The sequence below is a fragment of the Pusillimonas sp. SM2304 genome (assembly GCF_031628915.1).
GTDB lineage: Bacteria > Pseudomonadota > Gammaproteobacteria > Burkholderiales > Burkholderiaceae_B > Pusillimonas_C.
In genome coordinates, this window is record NZ_JAVLUJ010000002.1 from 1,098,114 (window position 1) to 1,121,832 (window position 23,719).

Sequence of the window (23,719 nt, forward strand, 5' to 3'; positions counted from 1 at the left end):
GCGCTGCGCAGGAGAGTCCAAGCCATGACGCCAAAAAAATATGCTGTCCAGGATTTTTTTCGTAATCCCGAACGCGGCTTTTTCCGCCTGTCGGACGATGGCGCCAACCTGGGGTTCATGGAACCGCACAGCATCGACGGCCAGCCCGCCCGCATGAATATCTGCGTACAGGCGCTGGACGGCAGTACGCCCGTCGGCCCGGTACGCCGCCTGACCGCCGAAACCGAACGCGATATCTCGCAGTTTTTCTGGAAAGGCTCAGACACCCTCATTTATGAAAAAGATTTCAAGGGCGATGAAAACTTTCATGTGCTGGCCGTGGACATCGGCAGCGGCGCCGTGACCGACCTGACGCCCTTCCCGGGCGTCAGGGCCAGCATCGAAGACGACCTGGAAGACGACCCCGATCACATCCTGATCAGCCATAACGGACGCAATCCCGAGGTCTTCGATGTCTATCGCGCCAACATCCGTAACGGCCAACTGACGCTGGTCGCCGAAAACCCGGGCAATATCGTTGGATGGCAGACCGACCACCTGGGCCGCGTGCGCGCCGGCATCGCCAGCGACGGCCTGCACACCACCCTGCTGTACCGCGATACCGAGTCCGACGAGTTCAAGCCCATTATCACGACCGACTTCCGCACCGTCGTCAGCCCGCAGTTCTTTACCCCCGACAACCGCTGCCTGTATGCGCTGAGCAATCGCGGCCGCAATTACCTGACCCTGGTGATCATCGACCCGGCCGAGCCCGACCAAGAGCAGGTCATCTTCGGCGCCATCAGCAACGACCTGGACGGCGCCGGCTATTCGCGCCTGCGCCAAGTGCTGACCGTGGCCGCCTATCACACCGACAAGCCCCAGTATCATTTTTTCGACGAGATCAGCGCCCAACGTTTTGCACGGGTATCGGCCATGCTTGAAGGCTACGAGATTTCATTGCAAAGCAGCACGCGCGACGAAAGCAAATATATCGTCGCCGCCTACAACGACCGCACGCCGGGCAGCCGCTATATCTATGACGACACCCTGAACACCCTGGACAAACTGGCGGACATCAACCCCGTGCTGGCCGAGCGGGACATGGCCGCTGTGCGCCCCATCAGCTACCCATCGCGCGACGGGATGACCATACACGGCTACCTGACCTTGCCGGTGGGGCGTCCCGCCAAAGGCTTACCTTGCGTCATCAACCCCCACGGCGGGCCCTGGGCGCGCGACGGCTGGGGGTTCAATCCTGAAGCACAGTTCCTGGCCAATCGCGGCTACTGCGTACTGCAAATGAACTTCCGCGGGTCTACCGGCTATGGCCGCCAATTCTGGGAGGCCAGCTTCGGCCAATGGGGGCTGGCCATGCAGGACGACATCACCGATGGCGTCCAGTGGCTGATCAGCCAGGGCATTGCCGACCCCGCGCGCATTGCCATCTATGGCGGCAGCTACGGCGGCTATGCCACCCTGGCGGGCATCACTTACACCCCCGACCTGTACGCGGCGGCGGTGGACTATGTAGGGGTCTCAAACTTGCTGACGTTCATGAACACCATACCGCCCTACTGGAAGCCCATGCTGACCAAAATGCACAGCATGGTGGGCCACCCCGAGGACGACCGCGAGCGCCTGATCGCCAGTTCCCCGGCCCTGAATGCCGATCGGATCAAAACGCCGCTGTTCATTGCCCAAGGCGCCCACGATCCCCGTGTCAACAAGGACGAAAGCGACCAGATGGTCGCCGCCCTGAAGGCGCGGGGCGTAGAGGTGGAATACATGGTCAAGGATAACGAAGGCCATGGTTTCCATAATGATGAAAACAAATTCGAGTTCTATGAGCGTATGGAAGCATTTCTTGCCCTGCATCTGAAGCCGTCATCGGGATCCTGATCGCAGTATCCTGGAATATTGCCGGCCTCTTGTTCAAAAAAGGAAATCTCACATGAAACTGTATTATCTGCCGGGCGCCTGCCCGCTTGCCTCCCATATTGCATTGGAATGGGCCGGCCAGCCCTATGAGCTGCAGCGGCTCAGCCGCGAAGAAATCAAGCAGCCCGCCTACTTGGCGCTCAACCCCCTGGGCGCGGTGCCCACGCTGGTCGATGGCGATTTCACGCTGACGCAAAGCGCGGCCATTCTGGAGTACATCGCCGAACTCAATCCCCAGGCCAAACTGTTGCCCGACACACCACGCGATCGTGCCGAAGTACGCCGCTGGCTGGGCCTGTTCAATGCCGATCTGCACCGCACTTTCGGCAATATCTTCGGCGTACAGGGCTTGGCCAGCACGCCGGAAGCCCAGGAAGAGCTGATCGCCAAGTCGGCCGCAAAGGTGCAGCAGCTGTTTGCCATTGCCGACAAGCAGTTGGAAGGGAAAGCATGGATCGCGGGCACGCGGTCTGTGGCGGACCCGTATCTGTACGTTTTGATGCGCTGGGCCAATGCCAAGGGCGTAGACCTGTCGGGCATGAAGAATCTGCAGGCTTTCTATGCCCGCATGGAGGCGGATGCGGGGGTGCAGGCGGCGTTGAAGGCGCAGGGGTTGATGGAAGGCTGAGGGGCTGTTGCCGCTACGCGGGTGGCCACTAAACTGTCTACGAGAAAGCTGCCGTAATTTTATTGAGACAGTTCTATCTTGAGATGGGCCTGTGTGGTATCTAGACCGCTGTCTGGTGGGCTTCAGGCCCCGCCGGCTACGGCGTGCTTGTTTCCGCGTTTTCCTCGTCCGGCCGGGCGTCGGGCGAACTCACTCGCTACGCTCGTTCAGACAGCGCCCGACGAAAGCCCCCGGCCCTCCTTCGGAAACACGCGGCGCACGCCTAAACCGCCGGCGGGGCCTGAAGCCCGCCAGACAGCTTGGCAGCTAGCTAGATAAGCCAGGTCTTCGGCGCCAAGTTGACGGGCGGAACGCCTTAATATGCGGCCTCATAAAATAGGGGCGGCTTGATTTCAAAGCCGCCCCTATTGGGGATATGCGCGCAGCGCTATTGCCCAAGCGCCCGGGTGATGGGCTAGGCCCCCAGATACGCCTTCCGGACTTCGTCGTTGACCAAAAGGTTGGCGCCGGTGTCGGCCAGCACGACCTTGCCTGTTTCCAGCACGTAGCCGCGGTCAGCCACTTGCAGCGCCTTGTTCGCGTTCTGCTCTACCAGGAACACGGTGACGCCCTCTTCCCGAATCGTACGGATGATGTCGAATATCTGCGCGATGATCAGCGGGGCCAGCCCCAATGTGGGCTCATCGAGCAGCAGCAACTGGGGCTTGGTCATCAGGGCGCGCCCTATGGCCAGCATCTGCTGTTCGCCGCCCGACATGGTGCCGGCGCGCTGATTGGCGCGCTCTTTCAGGCGTGGAAACAATGTATATACATGCTCCAGGCCTGCCTCGACCTCGTCGCGCTTCAGGAAGAAGCCGCCCATCTTCAGGTTTTCGGACACCGTCAGATCCGGGAAGACGCGGCGGCCCTCGGGAGAGATCGCGATGCCGCGCTGCATGATGGTATGCGTATGCTGTTGGGTAATGTCTTCGCCCAGAAAGGTAACGGAGCCGCTGCTTGCCCTGGGGGAGCCGCAGACCGTCATGAGCAAGGTGGTTTTACCCGCGCCATTCGCGCCGATCAATGTAACAATCTCGCCTTTGTTGACTTCAACCGACACATCGTTAAGCGCCTGAATAGCACCATAGTAAGTATGTACGTTTTGGAGCTTGAGCACTTATTCTTCCCCCAGATAGGCTTTGATGACACGAGGGTCGGCACGAACATCGGTGGGCAGGCCTGTCGTGATCGGTTTGCCGTGCTCCATGACCATGATGCGGTCGGACACGCCCATGACCAGGCTCATATCGTGTTCGATCAATAGCACCGCGACGCCGAACTCTTTGCGCAGTTGATCGATAAGCTGTTGCAGATCCCGTTTTTCCTGCGGATTCAGGCCCGCGGCGGGCTCGTCAAGCATCAGCAGGCGCGGCTGGGTGATCATGCAGCGCGCAATTTCCAGGCGCCGCTGATGCCCATAAGCCAGATTGCCCGCTTCGCGATTGGCGAACTGCCGGATGCCCATGAAATCAAGCCACTCGGCCGCGCGCTTTTGCGCGTCCTGCTCCGACCTGCGATACGACGGTGTTTTCAGCAAGCCCTGCAGCAGACCGGTTTCGATGTGCGTGTGCTGCGCCACCAGCAGGTTCTCGAGCACGGTCAGGTTCTTGAACAGGCGCACGTTCTGAAAAGTGCGCACCAGGCCGTGTTGCGCCACTTTGTGGCTGGGCAGCCCATTGATGGGCTTGCCGTCCATGATGATGGAGCCCATGGTGGGTTTGTAGAAGCCCCCCACGCAGTTGAACACCGTGGTCTTGCCGGCGCCGTTGGGGCCGATAATGGCAAAGACTTCGTCACTTTTTACATCGAACTCGACCTGGTCCACCGCCAGCAGACCGCCAAACCGCATCGTCAGGCCAGATACCTTAAGCAATACTTCGCTCATACTTTCAACTCCACCTGCGGACGCTTGACGGGCAGCAGACCTTGGGGCCGCCACATCATCATCAACACCATCACCAAACCAAAGATCAACATACGGTACTCGGCAAACTCACGGGCAATCTCGGGCACGACAGTCAGCACAATGGCGGCCAGGATCACGCCCACTTGCGAGCCCATTCCGCCCAGCACCACGATCGCCAGGATCAGGGCCGACTCGATGAAGGTGAAGGATTCGGGATTGACCAGGCCTTGGCGGGCGGCAAAGAACGCCCCGCCGAAACCGGCGAACATGGCCCCCATGGTAAAGGCCGACAGCTTGATGCGCGTAGGGTTCAGGCCCAGCGAGCGGCAGGCGATTTCATCTTCGCGCAGCGCCTCCCAGGCGCGGCCAATGGGCATGCGAATGACCCGGTTGGACACAAACAGCGTGATCAGGGCCAGGCACAGCGCCATCAGGTAAAGATAAACAATGACGTCTTGCGTGCTGAAGTTCCACCCCACCAGATCGTGGAAGGTGGTGACGCCTTCGGGCGCGCGGCGCGCCATGGGAAAGCCGAAGACGGTCGGCTTGGGGATGCCCGATATGCCGTCGGGACCGCCGGTCAGGCTGTACAGATTGATCAGCAGCAGGCGTATGATCTCGCCGAAACCCAGGGTGACGATGGCCAGGTAATCGCCGCGCAGCCGCAATACGGGAAAACCGAGGAGGAAGCCGAATAAGGCAGCGATGCCGCCGGCAAAAGGCAAGGCCTCCCAAAAGCCCCAGCCGGCCCAGTGGTAGAGCAAGGCATACGTATAGGCGCCGACGGCATAAAAGCCCACGAACCCCAGGTCCAGCAGCCCGGCAAAACCCACCACAATGTTCAGGCCCAGGCCCAGCATAATGTAGATAAGCACCAGCGTGGCGATGTCGACCTGGGCGCGGCCCGTGGTAAACGGCCATACCAGGGCGATGGCGACCAGCAGGAAGATCAGGCCGCGCCGCGCGGGCTCGCTGAGCACCGGCAAGGCGCGTTTCTTTCCGGATGTCTTGAACACCTTGCGGAAGGCGGGCCGGATCACCTGAAAGACAAAGACGATGGCCATGCCCGAAAGAATCATTGTCCAATCGGGTTCCAGATGCGTTTGCATGCCGCTGCGGACAATCTGCAACCCGAAGATAGGCGCAATAATGACCCCGGCCATGAAGGCCGCGATCAGCGCGTTCTTGATGTTGTTACCCATTACACTTTTTCCACTTCAGGTTTACCCAGCAGGCCTGTCGGTCGGAACAGCAAGATGAAGACCAGCAGGCTGAAGGCGACAATATCCTTGTATTGGGACGAGATATAGGCGGCGGCAAAGGTTTCCGCCAGCCCCAGCAGCACGCCGCCCAGCATGGCGCCGGGAATGCTGCCTATCCCCCCCAGGACCGCCGCGGTAAACGCCTTGATTCCGGCAAGAAAGCCAATGAAAGGATTCAGCTTGCCGATAGCCAGGGCAATCAGCACGCCACCCACCGCCGCCAGCATGGCGCCGATGATGAAGGTGAAGGAAATGATCCGGTTGGTATCGATGCCCAGCAGGTTCGCCATGCGCAAATCCTGCGAACATGCGCGCGAAGCGCGGCCGACACGCGAGTACTTGATGAACAGCGAAAGCGCGATCATCATCAGCACGGTGACCACAATGATCATGATGCGGGAATACGGGGCGGTAATGACGAAGTCGGAGCCCATCTGGAACTGGAATGAACCCGTCACCAGCGCCGGCACCGCCATATCGCGCGCGCCCTGGCCGATGGCCACCCAGTTCTGCAGGAAAATGGACATGCCGATCGCCGAGATCAGGGGCACCAGGCGGGGGCCGCCGCGCAGCGGCGCATAGGCGACTTTTTCAATGGCGTAGCCGTACACGCCGGTGACCAGCACCGCGATAATGAGCATGACCAGGATGATCACAGGTAGCGGCAAGCCGCTGCCGACGCCAATCGCCGACAGCGTCACCAGGCCTACATATGCCCCGATCATGTAGATTTCGCCGTGCGCGAAGTTGATCATGCCGATGATGCCATAGACCATGGTGTAGCCAATGGCAATAAGCGCATAGATGGCGCCAAGCGACAAGCCGTTGAACAGCTGTTGCGTAAGTTGGGGGATAAGCTCAGACATAAAACGGATTTTCCGGTACGTTAGCCTGGCGGTGCGATGCAGGCTAACCGGGGGAAGAAAAGAACGCTCCAGCCCGGCCGGGCTGGAGCGGACGGCCTTGCTTCAAGCGTTACAGCTGCTCAAGGTTACCGTCTTTGTCCCATTTGAATACGGCAAATTCAAACTCTTTCAGATCGCCCTTGGCATCGTATTCGACTTTGCCGATGGCGGTGTTGAATGCATTGCTGTGCATGTAGTCGGCCACTTTTTGCGGATCCTGGCCAACGGCGTTGATGCTGTCGACAAGAATCTGCACGGCGGCGTAGGCGGTCAGGGTAAAAGCGCCGTCGGGGCTGCGTTTGTACTTCTTGAAGTTTTCAAGCACTTTTTCGTTGCCGGGCAGCTTGGTGAAGTCGGCAGGCAGCGTGACCAGCAGGCCCTCGACGGCGGGGCCGGCGATGGCAACGAGGTCTTGGTTGGCGACGCCTTCCGGACCCATGAACTGTGTCGACAGGCCTTGTTCACGCGCCTGGCGCAGCAACAGTCCCAATTCGGCGTGATAGCCGCCAAAATAGATCAGGTCGGGGTTGAGCGACTTGAGCTTGGTGATGACTGCGGAATAGTCGCTGTCGCCCACGTTGATGCCTTCGAACAGGGCAACGTCCGTGCCGCCTTTGGAAAGGCTGTCGCGCACCTGGGTGGCTACGCCGGAACCGTAGGTTTGCTTGTCGTGCAGAATGGCGACCGTCTTGGGCTTGAGGGTCTTGATGATGTAATCGGCCGCGAACGGGCCCTGCTGGTCATCACGGCCGATGGTGCGGAAGAAGAAATGCGGCTTGATGGTGTCGGTCACCAGCGGCGAAGTGGCCCCCGGGGTAATGGCGACGATGCCTTCCTGTTCGTATACGTTCACGGCAGGCACGGTTGTGCCGGAGCAGGCATGCGCCACAGCGAACTTGGCGCCCGAGTTAATGACCCGGTTGGCGGCGGGAACGGCCTGTTTTGGCTCGCATCCGTCATCGATCAGCAGGGGTTCGAGCTTTTGGCCTTTGACGCCGCCCGCATCGTTGATGGCTTCGATGGCAGTCAGCGCACCTGCCTGAATCTGGTCGCCGTACTGGGTTGCCGGCCCGGTCATGGGCTGGGGAATACCGATCTTGATCGTATCGGCAGCCAAAGCGCTGCCGGCAATGGCCAGTGCGCCCAGCGCAATGACCAGGGGTGATGCTTTCTTGAGGGACTTCATGCCTGTGCTTCTCCGGGTTAAGCTCGCCGCTTAAGAATTCATGTTACGAATTCAGGGGTTTGTTACGGCGAGCCATGTTGTTAGCTTCCGCCTTGAACGGCTAGCGTATTCTGACGACTCGCCACCCGCCTGTCACTACGGATAAGCCCTTACTGCATCGATTTGTTACAGCGGTCCGGCGGACCTACCCGGCAAACTCGGCGGATAATTCCGCGGCGCGATCGTTCGCCGCCTGCATGGCCTGCTGGACAATGGCCGGGAATGCCGCGCTTTGCAGCACCGCCAGGGCCGCCGCCGTCGTGCCGCCCTTGGACGTGACCTGCTCGCGCAGCGTGGCCAGGCTTTCGTGCGACAGGGCCGCCAACTGGGTAGCGCCGCCCAGGGTGGCCAGCGCCAGGGTGCGGGCCTGATCCTCGTTCAGGCCCTGCTGGATACCGCCTTGTATCAGGGCCTCGATAAACAGGAATACATAGGCAGGGCCGCTGCCGGACAAGGCGGTGACGGCATCGATCTGGGCATCGGTATCGACCCACACCACTTCGCCCACGGCACGGAACAACTGCTGCACGATGGTTTTGTCGTCGCCGGACACGCCCGGCAAGGCCAGCAGGCCGCTGGCGCCCGAACCGATCAGCGCGGGGGTATTGGGCATGCAGCGCACGATCCGGGTAAAGGGCTGATCAGGCGTGCCCAGCCAGCCGGCCAGCGTGCTAGCCGAAATGCCGGCGGCCACGCTGACCACGAGCGTGTCGTCCTGCAGAAAAGGCCGGCATTGCGCCACGGCCTCTTTAAGATACTGCGGCTTGACCGCGAAGATCCACATGCGGCGTTCTGCCAGCATGGCATCGGGCGACTGGGCCACCGTCGTGCCCTGTTCGGACCAGCGCGCCAGAACCGGCGCGTTGACGTCGACCACATGGACGTCATGGGCGCCGCAGCGCTTGCCGATCAGGCCGGATGCCAGGGCGGTGGCCATATTGCCGCCGCCAATGAAAGCGATAGTCAGTTCTTTTGTCATAAGGCCGATATTGTACGGTTTTCAGGGTTTGTCCGTGGGTACATTTACGTTGACGCGCGCCCGGGCTTCTCGTTACAGTCACGTCAACGTCATAAACGCGTAATAAACTCCCTCGCGTGCCACGGCCACACGCGTCTGGCAACACAGAATATCTAGGAGAAACACTCATGCGAGTCAAGCTTTATGCTCTATCCCTTGCCGGCCTTATCGCCAGCATCGGCACGGCCCACGCCGCCACCGACATCAATTTCTGGCATTCCATGGAAGGTGCCCTGGGCGACCGCGTCAGCGCACTGGTCGATAGCTTCAACAAGAGCCAGTCGGACTATGTCGTGCATGCCGTGTACAAGGGTACCTATGGTGAATCCATGAACGCGGGCATTGCCGCCTTCCGCGGCGGCAGCGCACCCGATATCCTGCAGGTATTCGAGGTGGGCACGGCCACCATGATGTACGCCAAGGGCGCGATCAAACCCATACAAGAGATGTCCGAAGAGGTCGGCGACCCCATCAATCCAGACGACTTCCTGGGCGCGGTCGCCAGTTATTATTCGGCTCCCGACGGCAAGCTGGTATCCATGCCGTTCAACAGCTCGACGCCTGTCTTCTACTACAACAAGGACGCATTCAAGAAAGCGGGCCTCGACGCCGACAATCCGCCCAAGACCTGGGAAGAAGTGGCCGAAGCCGGCAAGAAGCTGCGCGCGGCCGGCCTGGAGTGCGGCTACACCACCTCGTGGCCGTCGTGGATCCAGCTGGAAACTTTCGGCGCCTGGCACAACACGCCTTACGCATCGAAGGACAACGGCTTCGGCGGGCTGGATGCCCGCCTTGAGGTCAACCAGCCCCTGTTCGTGCGGCATATCAGCTTCCTGGCCGGCATGTCCAAGGAAGGCACCTTTACCTATGGCGGCCGGGGCGATGCGTCCAACGCACTGTTCACGTCGGGTAAATGCGGCATGTTCACCGGGTCCAGCGGCAATCGCGCCAACATCATCAAGACCGGCAACTTCGAGTTCGGCACCTCCTCCCTGCCCTACCACGCCGACGTCAAGGGCGCGCCCCAGAACTCGATTATCGGCGGCGCCTCGCTATGGGTATTCGCCAAGAAGAGCCCCGAAGTCTACAAGGGCGTGACCACATTCTTCAAATACATTTCCAGCCCCGAAAAGGCCGCGGAATGGCACCAGGGCACGGGCTACGTGCCGGTCACCAAGGCGGGCTTCCAGCTCACCCAGGAATCGGGCTTCTACGACAAGAATCCCGGCTCCGATGTGGCGGTCAAGCAGCTCGATGCCACGACGACCGAAAACTCGCGCGGCATACGCCTTGGCTACCTGCCGCAAATCCGGGAGATCGAAGACGGTGAAATGGAGCAAATCTTCGCCGGCAAGGTCACGCCGGAAGCCGGGCTGGAAAACATTGTCAAGCGCGGCAATGAACTGCTGGCCCGTTTCGAGAAAAGCGTCAAGTAGGAACTTGGCTTAAAATCGCCGCCGTGAGTGGAACCGGAACCTCGGTGCCTCTCGCGGCTTTTCCTTTTCTATTCCGGCAGGCTGCTCCGCCTGTGACAGGCATGACGGCGGGACGGCCGGCATGCCTGCCCCGAACAACGGCTCAACACGAATCACTTCCCGCATGGAAAAACGCGTAACTTTCAGCCACAAGGCGCTTCCGTATCTGCTGCTTGCGCCGCAACTGGCCATTACCGTTATTTTTTTCTTCCTGCCCGCCGGGCAGGCCATGTGGCAGTCTTTCCGGCTCGAAGATCCTTTCGGGCTGTCTTCCCAGTTTGTAGGCCTAGCCAATTTCGCCGAGCTTTTCTCCAATGCCGACTACGTCAGCTCCTTCAAGGTCACGGCGGCGTTTTCCGTGCTGGTTGCCGTACTGGGCTTGTCCATTTCGCTTCTGCTGGCGGTCATGGCCAACCGCGTCGTCAACAAGGCGGCGGGCGTATACAAGACGCTGCTGATCTGGCCCTACGCCGTCGCGACGGCTGTGGCCGGCGTGCTGTGGCTTTTTCTGTTTTCGCCATCCGTAGGGATTCTGGCGGTGTTCCTGGCCGACGTCGGCGTTGCATGGAACCCGCGGCTCGACGGCGACGATGCCATGATCCTGGTGGTCCTGGCGTCCGTCTGGAAGCAGATTTCCTACAATTTCCTTTTTTTCCTGGCGGGCCTGCAATCGATTCCACGCTCGCTGATCGAAGCAGCGGCCATTGACGGGGCCAGTCCTTCGCGCCGCTTCTGGACCATTGTCTTTCCCTTGCTGTCGCCCACCACTTTTTTCCTGCTGGTCATCAACGTTATCTACGCCTTCTTCGATACCTTCGCCATCATCGACATCATGACCCAGGGCGGGCCCGGATCGAGCACGTCCATCCTGGTCTACAAGGTATACAACACAGGCTTCAAGGGGCTGGATATAGGTTCGTCCGCCGCCCAGTCAGTCATCCTGATGCTGATTGTGGTGCTGCTCACCGTCGTACAGTTCCGCTACATCGACCGCAAGGTCAATTACTGATGCCGCGCCAGCCCCTGCTTCATCGCCAAGGCCACCATGATTGAACGCCGCCCCATTCTGGATATCGTCACCCATCTGATCCTGATTCTCGGGGTGGCGATCATTGCCTTTCCGCTCTATGTCACGCTGGTCGCATCGACCCAGACCGCGCAGGAAGTCGCGCAGGCGCCGATGTCCCTGCTGCCCGGCAGCCATTTTCTTGAGAATTTTCGTACTGTCCTGACCGGCGACGCGGCCAACACGCCGCCCGTGGCGCGCATGATGTGGGTCAGCACCGTCATGGCGCTGGCCATCACCATCGGGAAAATCGTCATTTCCATGCTGTCGGCCTTTGCGGTCGTGTATTTCCGCTTTCGCTTCCGCATGTTTTTCTTCTGGATGATTTTCGTCACCCTGATGCTGCCGGTCGAGGTGCGCATCGCACCCACTTATAAAGTCGTTGCCGACCTGGGCATGCTGAACAGCTATGCGGGCCTGACCCTGCCGCTGATTGCCTCGGCCACGGCCACCTTTCTGTTCCGCCAGTTTTTCCTGACCGTGCCCGATGAGCTGATTGAAGCGGCCCGGATCGACGGCGCCGGCCCCATGCGCTTTTTCTGGGACGTGCTGCTGCCCCTGTCGCGCACCAGCATTGCCGCCCTTTTCGTCATCCAGTTCATCTACGGCTGGAACCAGTATTTGTGGCCGCTCATCGTCACCACGCAAGAAAACATGTACCCCGTGGTCATCGGCATCAAGCGCATGATCGCCGGCGGCGACAGCGTGACGGAATGGAATCTGGTCATGGCCACCGCCCTGCTGGCCATGATACCGCCGGTGGCCGTGGTCATTCTCATGCAGAAATGGTTTGTGAAGGGTCTGGTGGATGCCGAAAAATAAACACACCGCCCAGGCAAGCCGCCATCAATACCGTTTTTGGAAGCACATATGGCTACTCTGAGTTTTCGCAACGTCAGCAAGACCTACCCAGGCGACATCGCCGTCATCCATGGCATAAACATGGAGGTCGCCGATGGCGAGTTCATCGTCATCGTGGGCCCTTCGGGCTGCGGCAAATCGACCCTGATGCGCATGGTGGCCGGCCTGGAAAGCATCACAGGCGGCGACATCAGCATTGACGGCAAGGTGGTCAACAAGCTGGAGCCCGCCGAGCGCGACATTGCCATGGTCTTCCAGAACTATGCGCTGTATCCGCACATGACGGTGTTCGAGAACATGGCGTACGGGCTGAAGATACGCAAGCTGAGCAAAGCCGACATCCAGGCCCGCGTCGAAGGGGCCGCCCACATCCTCGAACTGACGCATTTGCTGGCCCGGCGCCCGCGGCAATTGTCGGGCGGCCAGCGCCAGCGCGTGGCCATGGGCCGCGCCATCGTCCGGGACCCCAAGGTCTTCCTGTTTGACGAACCCCTGTCCAACCTGGATGCCAAGCTGCGGGTGCAGATGCGCCTGGAAATACAGAAGCTGCACCATCGCCTGAAGACAACCAGCCTGTATGTGACGCACGACCAGGTCGAGGCCATGACGCTGGCCCAGCGCATGGTGGTCATGAACAAAGGCATTCCCGAGCAGATCGGCACGCCTGCCGACGTATTCGAAAAGCCCGCGTCCATCTTCGTGGCCAGCTTCATCGGCTCGCCGCCCATGAATCTGATACCCGTGCAGCTCGATGAGCAGCGCCAGGTGCACGACGAAGACGGCGCCCTGCTGCAGATCGATCCGGCACAGGTTCCCGCCACGCTGGCACATCGCAAAGCCATCATGGGCATGCGGCCCGAGCACATGACGCTGCATGCCAGCGGCATACAGATGGACGTCGAGATGGTCGAGATCCTGGGGTCGGAACAACTGATTCACGGACGCCGCGGCGATACGCCCATCATCCTGCGCTGCCCGGTGGGATTGACCCGGGACTACCCGCTGCAGATCGGCGAGGCGGTGCAGGTGGGCAGCGACGGCGTCCATCCCCTGCACTGGTTCGACCCGGAAACGGGCAAGCGGATCGACGCCTGAGCACGGCGGCGCCTGCAGGCGCGTATTGCAGAAAGCAAAGCGCGCCGGTGAAAACCGGCGCGCTTTTGCTTCTTGATGAAGCCGGCTTACTGGTACACGGACTTGGAGCCGTCTTTGTGCCAGTTGAAGATGTCGAACTTGAACTCGTTCAGGTCGCCCTGCTCGTTCCAGGATACTTCGCCAATGGGTGTGGCCACTTTATTGGCATGCAGCCATTCGGCCACCTTGACCGGGTCGTCTTCGCCCGCGCCCTTGATGCCTTCGGCAATGGCGGTGGTCGCCGAATACGCCGTAAGCTGGAACGCCCCGCCCGGATCGCGCTTCTTGTCGGTAAACGCCTTGACAATCGCTGCGTTGGAGGGATCCTGGGTGAAGTCGGCCGGCAAGGTCACCAGCAGGCCTTCGACCGCGGCGCCGGCGATGGCGTTGATGTCGGGGTTGCCCACGCCTTCCGGACCCATGAGCTTGGCCGTCAGGCCCTGCTCGGCGCCCTGGCGCAGCAGCAAGCCCATTTCAGGGTGGTAGCCGCCGTAATAAATAAAGTCGGCGCCTGCGCTTTTAAGCTTGGTGATGACGGCGGAATAATCGCTGTCGCCCGCGTTGATGCCCTCGAACATGACCACCTTGATGCCTGCCTTTTCAAGCTCGCTTCTGACCGAGCTGGCGATGCCCTGGCCGTATGACTGCTTGTCATGCAGGATGGCGACCTGCGAAGGCTTGATCTTTTCAATAATGAACTTGGCCGCTGCCGGGCCTTGCTGATCGTCGCGGCCGATGGTGCGGAAGATCATGTCGTAGTTCTTGCCGTCCGTGACGGCGGGCGACGTGGCCGAAGGCGTCACCATGACCACGCCTTCGTTGTTATAGATGTCGGTGGCGGCAATGGTGGCGCCGGAACACACGTGGCCGACCACATAATGAATTTTATCGTTGACGACGCGGTTGGCGACGACAGGGCCTTGCTTGGGCTCGCAGCCATCGTCCACGGACACGGCCTCGAGCTGTTTGCCCAGCACGCCGCCGGCGGCGTTGATTTGTTCGATGGCGGTATCAACGCCTTCTTTGACCATGGTGCCATACTGGGTCAAGGCGCCGGTAAAGGGGCCTGCCACGGCGATCTTGATGGTGTCGGCAGCCAGGGCGCCGCCCGACATGAACAGGCCGGCGGCCAGGCCAAGAGCGGCCCCGAGGGGAGTAAAACGGAATTTCATATAGCCTCCTGAAAGTACGCAGAAAAGCATACACCGAAAGGCTGGCCCGTGCCCGGGGTTCTCTTCAGGGTTTTCGCTATTGCCCAGGACAAAAACACGCCCCAGCGCGTGAACATGTGTTCAACCCTGGGGCGACGTGTGCAGCGGCGTGTTGGAAATGGCAGATTACTGCAGCAGGCTGCGCAGCATCCAGGCGTTCTTTTCGTGGATATCCAGCCGTTGGGTGAGAAGATCGACCGTGGGCTGGTCGTCCACGCCATCGGCCTTCTTGAGGGCCGCGCGCGCTGTTTTGGCGACCGACTCGTTGCCCTTGACCAGCAGTTGAATCATTTCTTCGGCCGTCGGAACCGAGGTCGTTTCGGCGATAGAGGAAAGCTTGGCGTATTCGGCATAGGTGCCCGGCGCGAAATGGCCCAGAGCCCTGATGCGCTCGGCGATGCTGTCGAGCGCTTCCCACTCTTCTGTGTACTGGGTCATGAACATATTGTGCAGCGTGTTGAACAACGGGCCGGTGACGTTCCAGTGGAAATTGTGCGTCATCAGGTAGAGCGTATAGGAATCAGCCAGCATCTTGGATAGTTCGTCCGCGACCGTGGCGCGGTCTTTGCTGGAGATGCCGATATCGATAGGTAGCCCCTTATCGCTCATTTTTTCCGTTTTGCTGCCGTCCAGCTTGCGATCTTTGCTCATGTATACCTCCGGGAAATACAGTTGATTCGGGTGATACCAGAATACCATGCCGCCATGAAATATGCTGCCTTCCAAGCGCTGCGCAGGCGGTTCGGTCAGCCCGGCATCAGCTCGCCCGCCGGAGCGTGATCCAGGTAATTGACGCCTTCCAGTTCACAGGCATGCACGGCATCGATCAAGGCTTCGATGGCGGTTGGCCGGGGGAAGCTTTTACGCCAGACCAACACCACGCGGCGGTCGGGCACCGGCTTCTTGAAGGGAATAAAGGACAGCAGCTTGTTCTGGACCCCCGGCATGGACAGGGAGCTGGCCGGCAGCACCGTCACGCCGATGCCGGCCGCGACCATGTGCCGGATGGTTTCCAGGGAAGAGCCTTCGAAGGTGCGCTGTATGCCTTCGCTGGCCGCCGAAAAGCGCGACAGCTCCGGGCAGACCTCAAGCACCTGGTCTCGAAAGCAATGGCCCGAGCCCAGCAAAAGCATGGTTTCGTCTTTCAGCTCGGCCGAGTCGATCTCCTTTCGATCCGCCCAGGGGTGATGCTTGGGTATCGCCACCAGAAAGGGTTCGTCGTACAGGGGTTGCACCATCAGGCCGGAATCGGGAAGCGGCAAGGCCACGATGGCACAATCGATTTCGCCCTGGCGCAGCAGTTCCAGCAGGCGCGCCGTGTAGTTTTCCTGAAGCAGCAATGGCATTTGCGGCGTGGCCTCTATTTGCGTCGGGACCAGCTTGGGCAGCAGGTAAGGCCCTATCGTGTAGATAATGCCGACACGCAGCGGGCCGGCCAGGGGGTCGTGTCCCTGGCGCGCGATTTCGCGCAGGTTGGCGCTTTCTTCGAGCACGCGCTGGGCCTGTGCCACGACACGCAGCCCGATCGGGGTAATGCCCACCTCGGTTCCCCCCCGCTCGAACAGCACAACACCCAGTTCGTCTTCCAGCTTGCGTATGGCCACAGACAAGGTGGGCTGGCTGACGAAGCAGGCTTCCGCGGCGCGGCCGAAGTGCCGCTCGCGCGCAACCGCCACAATGTATTTCAATTCAGTCAGCGTCATGATGTGTCTCGCAAGAAAAAAGAAGGTCCATCGCTAAGTACGTAAAAAATCCTGCTTGTCACGCATCCATCTGCGCAGATGAGCGTGTGCGTGGCGGGGATAATGCGCTCGCAGTTCGTTGACGGCTTCCCGCGCCTGTTCCGCAATGCGGATGTCCGTTTCCAGGCTGGCGAAGCGCAGCAGTTCCTGCCCCGACTGCCGGACGCCGAGGAATTCGCCGGGCCCGCGCAAATCCAGATCGCGCTGCGCAATCTCAAAGCCATCGGCCGTTTCATACAGGGCCCGCAGGCGCTGGCGCGCAATGGCGGACAGCGGCGTCTGGTACATCAGTACGCAGATGGACTGGCGGTCTCCGCGCCCCACCCTGCCGCGCAGCTGATGCAGTTGCGCCAGGCCGAAGCGCTCGGCGTGTTCGATGATCATGAGCGAGGCATTGGGCACATCGACGCCCACCTCGATGACGGTGGTCGCGACCAGCAGGTCGACCAGGCCGGCGCGGAAATCGTGCATGATCTGCTGCTTTTCGGCTGTGGCCAGCTTGCCGTGCACAAGCCCCACGCGCATATCGGGCAGCGCCGATGCCAGCCTTGCATGGGTATCGACGGCCGTCTGCAGTTGCAAGGCCTCGCTTTCCTCGACCAACGGGCATACCCAGTACGCCTGTCGCCCCTGCCGGACTTCCGCCATGACGCTGCTCAGCACCTCGTCGCGGCGGCTATCGGCAATCAGCTTGGTCAGCACCGGGCTGCGCCCTGGCGGCAGCTCGTCGATGGCCGAGACGTCCAGATCGGCAAAAAAAGTCATGGCCAGCGTCCGGGGGATGGGCGTGGCGCTCATGTTCAATTGATGGGGAATCAAAGCCTGGCCGTCTTGCAGGCCTTCCCCTTTCCGGCTTAATTCAAGCCGCTGTCCGACGCCGAAGCGGTGCTGCTCGTCGAGGATGACCAGGCCCAGCTTGGCAAAGGCCACTTTTTCCTGGATCAGCGCGGTGGTGCCGACAACCAGTTGCGCCTGGCCCGAGGCCGCGGCGTCGAGCGCTGCCTTGCGCTGCTTGGCCGACAGGCTGCCGGCCAGCCAGACGGTATGGACGCCCAGCGGTTTCAGCCAGGACTCCAGCTTGTGAAAATGCTGTTCGGCCAGGATTTCAGTCGGCGCCATGATGGCGACCTGGCATCCGCTGGACACGGCCTGGGCCGCGGCGAAGGCGGCAACAATGGTTTTGCCGCTGCCCACGTCGCCCTGCAACAGGCGGTGCATGGGAAACGTACGCCCAAGGTCGCTTGAAATGTCGGCAATCACCCGCTCTTGCGCGGCCGTCAGGGAAAAAGGCAGGCTGCGCCGCAGCGCCTGGACCAGTCCGCCTGGAACGGCATCGAGCGCGCATGCCTTTTGCTTGCGCCGCGCCGCGCGCGCCGCCGCCAGCGACAGCTGCTGGGCCAGGAGTTCGTCGAACTTGATGCGCACCCAGGCCGGATGGCCCCGCTCGATCAGGTCGGCATACGAGACATTGGCCGGGGGGTGGTGCAATACCCGTATGGCATCGGCAAAGGGAATCAGGCCGTATCGTTTGCAAAGCGCGTCCGGCAAGGTGTCGGACAGATCGGCGGCGCCCAGGGCGTTATCGATGGCCTTGCGCAAACTAAGCTGCGACAGCCCGTCGGTGGTGGGGTACACAGGGGTCAGCGCCTCGGGCAAGGCCGTACCCGCCGCACTGACTTTGGGGTGGACCATTTCATACCCGCCGAAGCCGCTGCGCACTTCGCCGCGCACCCGTATCCGCTTGCCCGCCTCGACCTGCTTCTGCTGGCTGGGATAAAAATTGAGCCAGCGCAAGACAAGTTGGCCGCTATCGTCTTCAAGGATGGCATGCAGTTGCCGGCGCGGCCGGAACTGCACTTCGCTGCGTATGACTTCCCCTTCGACCTGCCCGGCGGCGCCCGGGCGCAGCGACGCAATGGACGAAATGTGCGTTTCGTCTTCGTAGCGCAGCGGCAGATGAACGATGAAGTCGGACGGCTCGTGCAGGCCCAGATGCCGCAGCTTGCGTTCGACGAGCGAGCCGGATTGGCCCGCTGTCCGCTTTTTGGCGGCGCTGCGGGATGCCCGGCCGGATGCCGCGGAAGCAGCCACAGGATGTCCCGTCAAACGACGATAATCGCCTCGACCTCGAACTGCGCGCCCTTGGGCAGGCTGGCCACGCCGATGGTGGAGCGGGCGGGGAAAGGCTGGGGAATGATGTCGGCCATGATCGCATTGGCGCTGGCGAACTTGCTCAGGTCGGTCAGGAACAAGGTGAGCTTGACAATGTTTTCGAGCTTGCCGCCCGCCGCCTCGATCACCGCCTGCATATTGGCAAATGACTGCCTGACCTGCCCTTCGAAGTTTTCAGAGACCAGCTCGCCGGTACCCGGCTCAAGGCCGATCTGGCCCGACAAATAAACGGTCTTGCCAGGCCCGGCTGCCACGGCTTGCGAATAGGGGCCGACGGCTGCGGGCGCTGCATCAGTATGAATAATTTGCTTGGTCATGAATTAATCTCGGTTAAGTCGTTAAAACAACTATCAGAGTTTAATCATCTATAGCTAGAATTAAAAGCCCCTGCCCTGCAATGCCTGCCCGCCGGACACAAGCCCCATCCGGGCAGGCCGATACGCCCTGGCCGGGACTTTATTTTTCGACGAAAGCCCGTTCGATGACGTAATCGCCGGGCTGGCCGACACCGGCCGATACGACAAAGCCGCGCTTATCGAGCATGGCGCTGATATCCGCCAGCATGTGCGGGCTGCCGCACAGCATGGCGCGATCGGTGTCAGGGTTGAGTTCGGGCAACCCGATGTCGGCAAACAACTGGCCGGACTCCACCACATGCGTGATGCGCCCTTGGTGGATGAAGGGTTCACGCGTCACGGTGGGGTAGTAAATCAGTTTGTCGCGCACCACATCGCCGAAGTATTCGTTGTTGGGCAGTTCGTTCTGGATGTAGTCGGAATAGGCCAGTTCGCTTTTGAAGCGGACCCCGTGCAGCAGCACGATTTTTTCGAAACGCTCATAGACGTCCGGGTCTTTGATGATGCTCATGAACGGCGCAAGCCCCGTGCCGGTGGCGAACAGGTAAAGGTGTTTTCCGGGCTTCAGGTCATCGGCGACCAGGGTGCCGACGGGTTTCTTGCTGACCAGCACCGAATCGCCTTCCTTCAGATGCTGCAGGCGCGACGTCAACGGACCGTCTTGTACCTTGATGCTCAGAAACTCGAGGTTCTCTTCATAGTTGGCGCTGGCGATGCTGTACGCACGCATCAAGGGCTTGCCGTTGACCTCGAGCCCCAGCATGACAAAGTGGCCATTGTGAAAGCGCAAGGCGGGATCGCGCGTGGTGGTGAAGGAAAACAAGGAGTCGTTCCAGTGGTGAACGCTAAGAACCTGCTCTGTATTGAAAGCTGCCATGTGTCTGATAAAAAAGTAATTGCCTGCGGCGTAAGGAATGCGGGTATCGGGATGCTGCTGCGCACAAAGCCGGAAAGCCGATTTTAGCCTACCGCCTGCTGTTTCAAGCATGTTATCCCAGGGGAAGATGGGGCCGTTTAAGATAAATCAAAAAATCAGTGGATCAAATTTCTGCCTGAAGAGTGCCAAAACACCCTCTTTCGTATTGAATTGTTTCTCATTGTCTGCTATCTTTCTGCCATCTACATGAGAATCGTTTCCATTTAGACAGAATACTATCTGTTTTTTCCTGAATTGTCAGTGACCGCTGTACATCCCCCACCCATTATCCGGAGAAGCTCATGCGCGCAAACCACATATTGCGTCCCCTGTTTCGATCGCTGGCGCTCGCAAGCATCACGACCTTGACCGCCTTGTCGACCGCGGCCGTCGCCGCCGATGTCAGCCTGTACACCACGCGCGAACCCAAGCTGATCCAGCCTTTGCTCGACGAATTCACCAAGGATACCGGCGTCAAGGTCAACACGGTGTTCGTCAAAGACGGCCTGATCGAGCGCGTCAAGGCGGAAGGCGATAAGTCTCCGGCCGACGTCCTGATGACGGTCGATATCGGCAATCTGCTGGACCTGGTGGAAGCGGGCATTACCCAGCCTGTTGAATCGGCAGTGCTGAACGACACCATTCCCGCCAACCTGCGCGGCGCCGACAATCAGTGGTATACCCTGTCGCTGCGCGATCGCGTCGCCTATGTCGCGACTGACCTGAACGTCGATAAGATCACGTACGAAGACTTCGCCGATCCCAAATGGAAAGGCAAAGTGTGCATCCGCTCGGGCCAGCACCCTTACAACACGGCCCTGATTGCGGCCATGATCTCTCACGACGGCATCGAGGCCACCGAAAAATGGCTGCGCGGGGTCAAGGACAACCTTGGACGCAAGGCGGCGGGCGGCGACCGTGATGTCGCGCGCGACATTCTGGGCGGCATTTGCGATATCGGCATTGCCAACGCCTATTATGTCGGCCACATGAAGAATGCGGAACCCGGCACCGACGCCCGTAAATGGGGCGATGCCATTAAAGTGGTGCGTCCGACTTTCGCCAACGAAAAAAGCCAGGGCACGCACGTGAACATTTCCGGCGCCTCTGTGGCCAAGCACGCGCCCAACAAAGACGGCGCCGTCAAGCTGCTCGAATACCTGGTGTCGGATAAAGCCCAAGGCCTCTACGCCAAAGCCAATTACGAATACCCCATCAAGCAAGGCGTTACCCTGGACCCGGTCGTCGCGAGCTTTGGCCCGCTGGTGGTCGACCCCCTGCCCTTGACCGAGATCGCCAAGCACCGCAAACAGGCCAGCGAACTTGTAGACAAAGTTGGATTCAACAACTAAGAATCTGACCGCTCCCCCCAAACGCGGGTCCCCGGGCCCGCGTTTTGCCGATTTTTGCAGGAACGCGCTGTTGCCTTCGCTCCCTTATTTTTCTTTTGAATCAGGCCTTGGCTGGCGAATCGCTGCTTTTCTGATTGCCCTTTGCGTGGTTGCGCCTGTGCTGACGCTGCTGTGGTTCGCCATGCAGGGGTCGGTCGAGCATTGGGCGCATCTGCTGGAATTCGTCCTTCCCACGGCTTTTCGCAATACGGCGCTGCTGCTGGCCGGTGTGGGCGTGCTCGTAGCCTGTCTGGGGGTGGGCAGCGCATGGCTGATTACGGCCTTTGAATTCCCATCCCGCCGGACGCTTTCCTGGGCGCTGCTGCTGCCGCTGGCCGTGCCCACTTACATTGTGGCGTTCGCCTACCTGGACCTGTTGCACCCGATAGGCCCGATCCAGACCGTCATACGCGAATTGCTGGGCTACGACAGCCCGCGGCAGTTCCGCCTGCCCGACTTGCGCTCTTTGCCCGGCGCCATTTTCTTGCTGGGCTTTGTCCTGTACCCCTATGTCTATCTGAGTACCCGCGTCATGTTCGCCACCCAGGCGGCCAGCCTGCTCGAGGCGGCCCGCATACTGGGCGCTACAGGCCAGAGCGCCTTTTTTCGCGTGGCGCTGCCCCTGGCGCGGCCCGCGATCGCGGTCGGGGTCAGCCTGGCGTTGCTGGAAACCCTGAACGACATCGGCGCATCGGAGTTTCTGGGCGTGCAAACGCTTACGGTGTCGGTCTACACCACCTGGGTGACGCGGTCCGACCTGGCCGGCGCCGCCCAGATTGCCCTGGCCATGCTGGCCATCGTCGCGGTGCTGATCTTGCTCGAACGCCATGGCCGCCGCCGGCAACGCTATGCCAGCACTCAGCGTGCCCGCGCCATCCAGCCCAAAAAGCTGAAAGGCAGCGCGGCCGTCATTGCCTTTTCGCTGGGCTGGACGCCCATCGTCATCGGTTTTGTGGCGCCCGGCCTTTACCTGCTGAACGAAACCGTCAAGCACTTCCACACCGTGGGTTCCGTATCGAACCAACTGATGCTTAGCGGTTACAACACCGTCAGAATCGCCTTGATCGCGACCCTTGTCACCCTGGTCTGCGGGCTGGTGGTGGCCTGGGCGGCCCGCGCCGTGCGGCATGGCGCCCCTTTCGCCCTGTCCGGGCTGTATGCCCGCATTTCCACCAGCGGTTATGCCATTCCGGGCACCGTTCTGGCCATCGGCCTGTTGATGCCCATCATGCTGACAGACCGCCTGGCCGCCTGGGCGTGGCAAGCGCTGGGCAATCCCGCGCCGGGACTGCTGCTCATGGGAACCACCACAGCCCTGGTCTGTGCCTATATGATCCGTTTCCTGGCCATATCCATAGGCGGGATTGAAGCCGGACTGTCCCGGATCCCTCCCTCGCTTGAGCAGGCGTCGCGCCTGCTGGGCGAGACCTCGGCGGGCACCTTGCGGCGTGTTCACTTGCCCCTGCTGCGCCCGGCACTGGGTGCGGCGGCATTGCTGATCTTCGTCGACACCATGAAAGAGCTTCCCGCCACCCTGCTGCTGCGCCCGGTCAACTTCGAAACGCTTGCCACCTGGCTTTACGCCGAAGCTGCCCGCGGCACCTACGAAGAAGGCGCCGTGGCCGCACTGGCGATCGTGCTGGCGGGATTGCTTCCCGTGATATTGCTGGCGCGGGCTCAACTGAAATCAACACACTGACCGCCGATATGCCCGAACTGCTCAAACTGGATCAAATCTCGCTGGCCTACGACACCGCCGACGGCCTGGTGCCTGTGGTGCAGGATCTATCCCTGTCCCTGGATAAAGGCAGCATAGGCTGCCTGCTTGGCGCATCGGGCTGTGGCAAAACAACTGTGCTGCGCGCGATCTCCGGGTTCGAGCCCCTGCGCGCGGGGGCGATCTGGCTGGGCGATACCTGCCTGTCGGAAGTAGGCAGACAGGTAGAGCCCGAATGCCGCCGCGTCGGCATGATGTTCCAGGACTATGCCCTGTTCCCCCACCTGACCGTTGAAAAGAACATCGCCTTTGGCCTGCGCAAATGGGACAAGGCGCGCCGCCGGGAGCGGGTCGGCGAACTGCTCGCGCTCACCGGACTCGAATCATCCGGGCGCCGCTATCCGCATGAGCTGTCGGGCGGACAGCAGCAACGCGTTGCGCTCGCCCGCGCCCTGGCTCCCGAACCAGACATGCTGCTGCTCGATGAGCCATTCTCCAACCTGGACGTCGATACCCGCGAACGCCTGGCCTTCGAGGTGCGCGATATTCTGAAGAAAACCAGCCACACGGCCATTCTGGTCACGCACAACCAGGCCGAAGCCTTTGCCATTGCCGATCGCATCGGTGTCATGCAGCAGGGCAAGATCGTTCAATGGGATACCCCCTACGGGCTGCATCACCAGCCCGCCAGCGATTTCGTGGCCGACTTCATCAAGCGCGAAGCGCTGATGGCGCAACGCGCGCAAGCCTATTTGCGCGGCGAGGCCGGCTAGGG

At 60.8% G+C, this 23,719-nt stretch carries 21 protein-coding genes; 9 read left to right on the top strand and 12 right to left on the bottom strand.

The features are described 5' to 3' along the window. Window positions 1-24: 24 nt before the first annotated feature. Together RE432_RS14190 and RE432_RS14195 are read left to right on the top strand one after the other, a co-directional pair. Entirely contained in the window at window positions 25-1,881 is a 1,857-nt protein-coding gene (locus tag RE432_RS14190; RefSeq protein ID WP_310934062.1) for a S9 family peptidase, read from the top strand. A 52-nt stretch (window positions 1,882-1,933) separates the two neighbouring features. After that, entirely contained in the window at window positions 1,934-2,548 is a 615-nt protein-coding gene (locus RE432_RS14195; protein ID WP_310934063.1) for a glutathione S-transferase family protein, read from the top strand. A gap of 454 nt (window positions 2,549-3,002) precedes the next feature. Here the strand turns inward: RE432_RS14195 and RE432_RS14200 are convergent, their stop codons facing one another. From RE432_RS14200 to proC, 6 genes are all read right to left on the bottom strand, one after another. Further along, the gene (locus RE432_RS14200; RefSeq protein ID WP_310934064.1) at window positions 3,003-3,704 is read right to left on the bottom strand and encodes an ABC transporter ATP-binding protein; all 702 of its coding nucleotides are present in this window, start codon (window positions 3,702-3,704) and stop codon (window positions 3,003-3,005) included. After that, window positions 3,705-4,472: a high-affinity branched-chain amino acid ABC transporter ATP-binding protein LivG gene (gene livG / locus RE432_RS14205; protein ID WP_310934065.1), complete on the bottom strand. Its 768-nt coding sequence runs from the start codon at window positions 4,470-4,472 to the stop codon at window positions 3,705-3,707. Then, window positions 4,469-5,695: a high-affinity branched-chain amino acid ABC transporter permease LivM gene (locus RE432_RS14210; protein ID WP_310934066.1), complete on the bottom strand. Its 1,227-nt coding sequence runs from the start codon at window positions 5,693-5,695 to the stop codon at window positions 4,469-4,471. Before RE432_RS14210 ends, livG begins: the two co-directional genes overlap by 4 nt. Continuing rightward, entirely contained in the window at window positions 5,695-6,621 is a 927-nt protein-coding gene (gene livH, locus RE432_RS14215; RefSeq protein WP_310934067.1) for a high-affinity branched-chain amino acid ABC transporter permease LivH, read from the bottom strand. Before livH ends, RE432_RS14210 begins: the two co-directional genes overlap by 1 nt. A 109-nt stretch (window positions 6,622-6,730) precedes the next feature. Continuing rightward, window positions 6,731-7,846, bottom strand: a complete 1,116-nt coding sequence (locus tag RE432_RS14220; protein ID WP_310934068.1) for a high-affinity branched-chain amino acid ABC transporter substrate-binding protein — start codon at window positions 7,844-7,846, stop codon at window positions 6,731-6,733. A gap of 184 nt (window positions 7,847-8,030) precedes the next feature. Beyond that, a complete protein-coding gene (gene proC / locus RE432_RS14225) occupies window positions 8,031-8,864 on the bottom strand; it encodes a pyrroline-5-carboxylate reductase (protein WP_310934069.1) in 834 nt (277 codons plus the stop codon). A gap of 167 nt (window positions 8,865-9,031) precedes the next feature. On the opposite strand from proC, the gene ugpB reads away from it, so the two are divergent. From ugpB to RE432_RS14245, 4 genes are all read left to right on the top strand, one after another. Next, window positions 9,032-10,339 (top strand): sn-glycerol-3-phosphate ABC transporter substrate-binding protein UgpB, encoded by a 1,308-nt coding sequence (gene ugpB, locus RE432_RS14230; protein ID WP_310934070.1) that lies wholly within the window; start codon window positions 9,032-9,034, stop codon window positions 10,337-10,339. 163 nt (window positions 10,340-10,502) lie between these two features. Next, window positions 10,503-11,387 (top strand): sn-glycerol-3-phosphate ABC transporter permease UgpA, encoded by an 885-nt coding sequence (gene ugpA, locus RE432_RS14235; protein WP_310934071.1) that lies wholly within the window; start codon window positions 10,503-10,505, stop codon window positions 11,385-11,387. Window positions 11,388-11,423: 36 nt separating this feature from the next. Continuing rightward, window positions 11,424-12,266: a sn-glycerol-3-phosphate ABC transporter permease UgpE gene (gene ugpE / locus RE432_RS14240; RefSeq protein ID WP_310934072.1), complete on the top strand. Its 843-nt coding sequence runs from the start codon at window positions 11,424-11,426 to the stop codon at window positions 12,264-12,266. A gap of 48 nt (window positions 12,267-12,314) precedes the next feature. Further along, on the top strand, window positions 12,315-13,400 hold the full coding sequence (locus tag RE432_RS14245) for a sn-glycerol-3-phosphate import ATP-binding protein UgpC (protein WP_310934073.1): 1,086 nt from the start codon (window positions 12,315-12,317) through the stop codon (window positions 13,398-13,400). 86 nt (window positions 13,401-13,486) lie between these two features. Here RE432_RS14245 and RE432_RS14250 read toward each other — a convergent pair whose 3' ends face one another. The 6 genes from RE432_RS14250 to RE432_RS14275 form a co-directional block, all read right to left on the bottom strand. Continuing rightward, complete coding sequence (locus RE432_RS14250) at window positions 13,487-14,611, bottom strand: branched-chain amino acid ABC transporter substrate-binding protein (RefSeq protein ID WP_310934074.1); 1,125 nt, start codon at window positions 14,609-14,611, stop codon at window positions 13,487-13,489. Window positions 14,612-14,776: 165 nt separating this feature from the next. Next, entirely contained in the window at window positions 14,777-15,259 is a 483-nt protein-coding gene (locus RE432_RS14255) for a Dps family protein (protein ID WP_310934246.1), read from the bottom strand. A 137-nt stretch (window positions 15,260-15,396) separates the two neighbouring features. Continuing rightward, window positions 15,397-16,353, bottom strand: coding sequence for a LysR substrate-binding domain-containing protein (locus tag RE432_RS14260; RefSeq protein ID WP_310934075.1), 957 nt, complete (start codon window positions 16,351-16,353; stop codon window positions 15,397-15,399). A 33-nt stretch (window positions 16,354-16,386) separates the two neighbouring features. Continuing rightward, entirely contained in the window at window positions 16,387-18,483 is a 2,097-nt protein-coding gene (recG, locus tag RE432_RS14265) for an ATP-dependent DNA helicase RecG (RefSeq protein ID WP_310934076.1), read from the bottom strand. An 11-nt stretch (window positions 18,484-18,494) separates the two neighbouring features. Then, window positions 18,495-18,881, bottom strand: coding sequence for a Rid family detoxifying hydrolase (locus tag RE432_RS14270; protein WP_310934077.1), 387 nt, complete (start codon window positions 18,879-18,881; stop codon window positions 18,495-18,497). 139 nt (window positions 18,882-19,020) lie between these two features. After that, the gene (locus RE432_RS14275) at window positions 19,021-19,797 is read right to left on the bottom strand and encodes a ferredoxin--NADP reductase (RefSeq protein ID WP_310934078.1); all 777 of its coding nucleotides are present in this window, start codon (window positions 19,795-19,797) and stop codon (window positions 19,021-19,023) included. A 341-nt stretch (window positions 19,798-20,138) separates the two neighbouring features. Between RE432_RS14275 and RE432_RS14280 the strand changes: the two genes are divergently transcribed. The 3 genes from RE432_RS14280 (at window position 20,139) to RE432_RS14290 (ending at window position 23,717) form a co-directional block, all read left to right on the top strand. Beyond that, window positions 20,139-21,188: a Fe(3+) ABC transporter substrate-binding protein gene (locus RE432_RS14280; protein ID WP_310934079.1), complete on the top strand. Its 1,050-nt coding sequence runs from the start codon at window positions 20,139-20,141 to the stop codon at window positions 21,186-21,188. Between the two features lie 70 nt (window positions 21,189-21,258). Continuing rightward, window positions 21,259-22,926, top strand: coding sequence for an iron ABC transporter permease (locus RE432_RS14285; protein WP_310934080.1), 1,668 nt, complete (start codon window positions 21,259-21,261; stop codon window positions 22,924-22,926). 8 nt (window positions 22,927-22,934) lie between these two features. Then, entirely contained in the window at window positions 22,935-23,717 is a 783-nt protein-coding gene (locus RE432_RS14290; protein ID WP_310934081.1) for an ABC transporter ATP-binding protein, read from the top strand. Window positions 23,718-23,719: the final 2 nt, after the last annotated feature.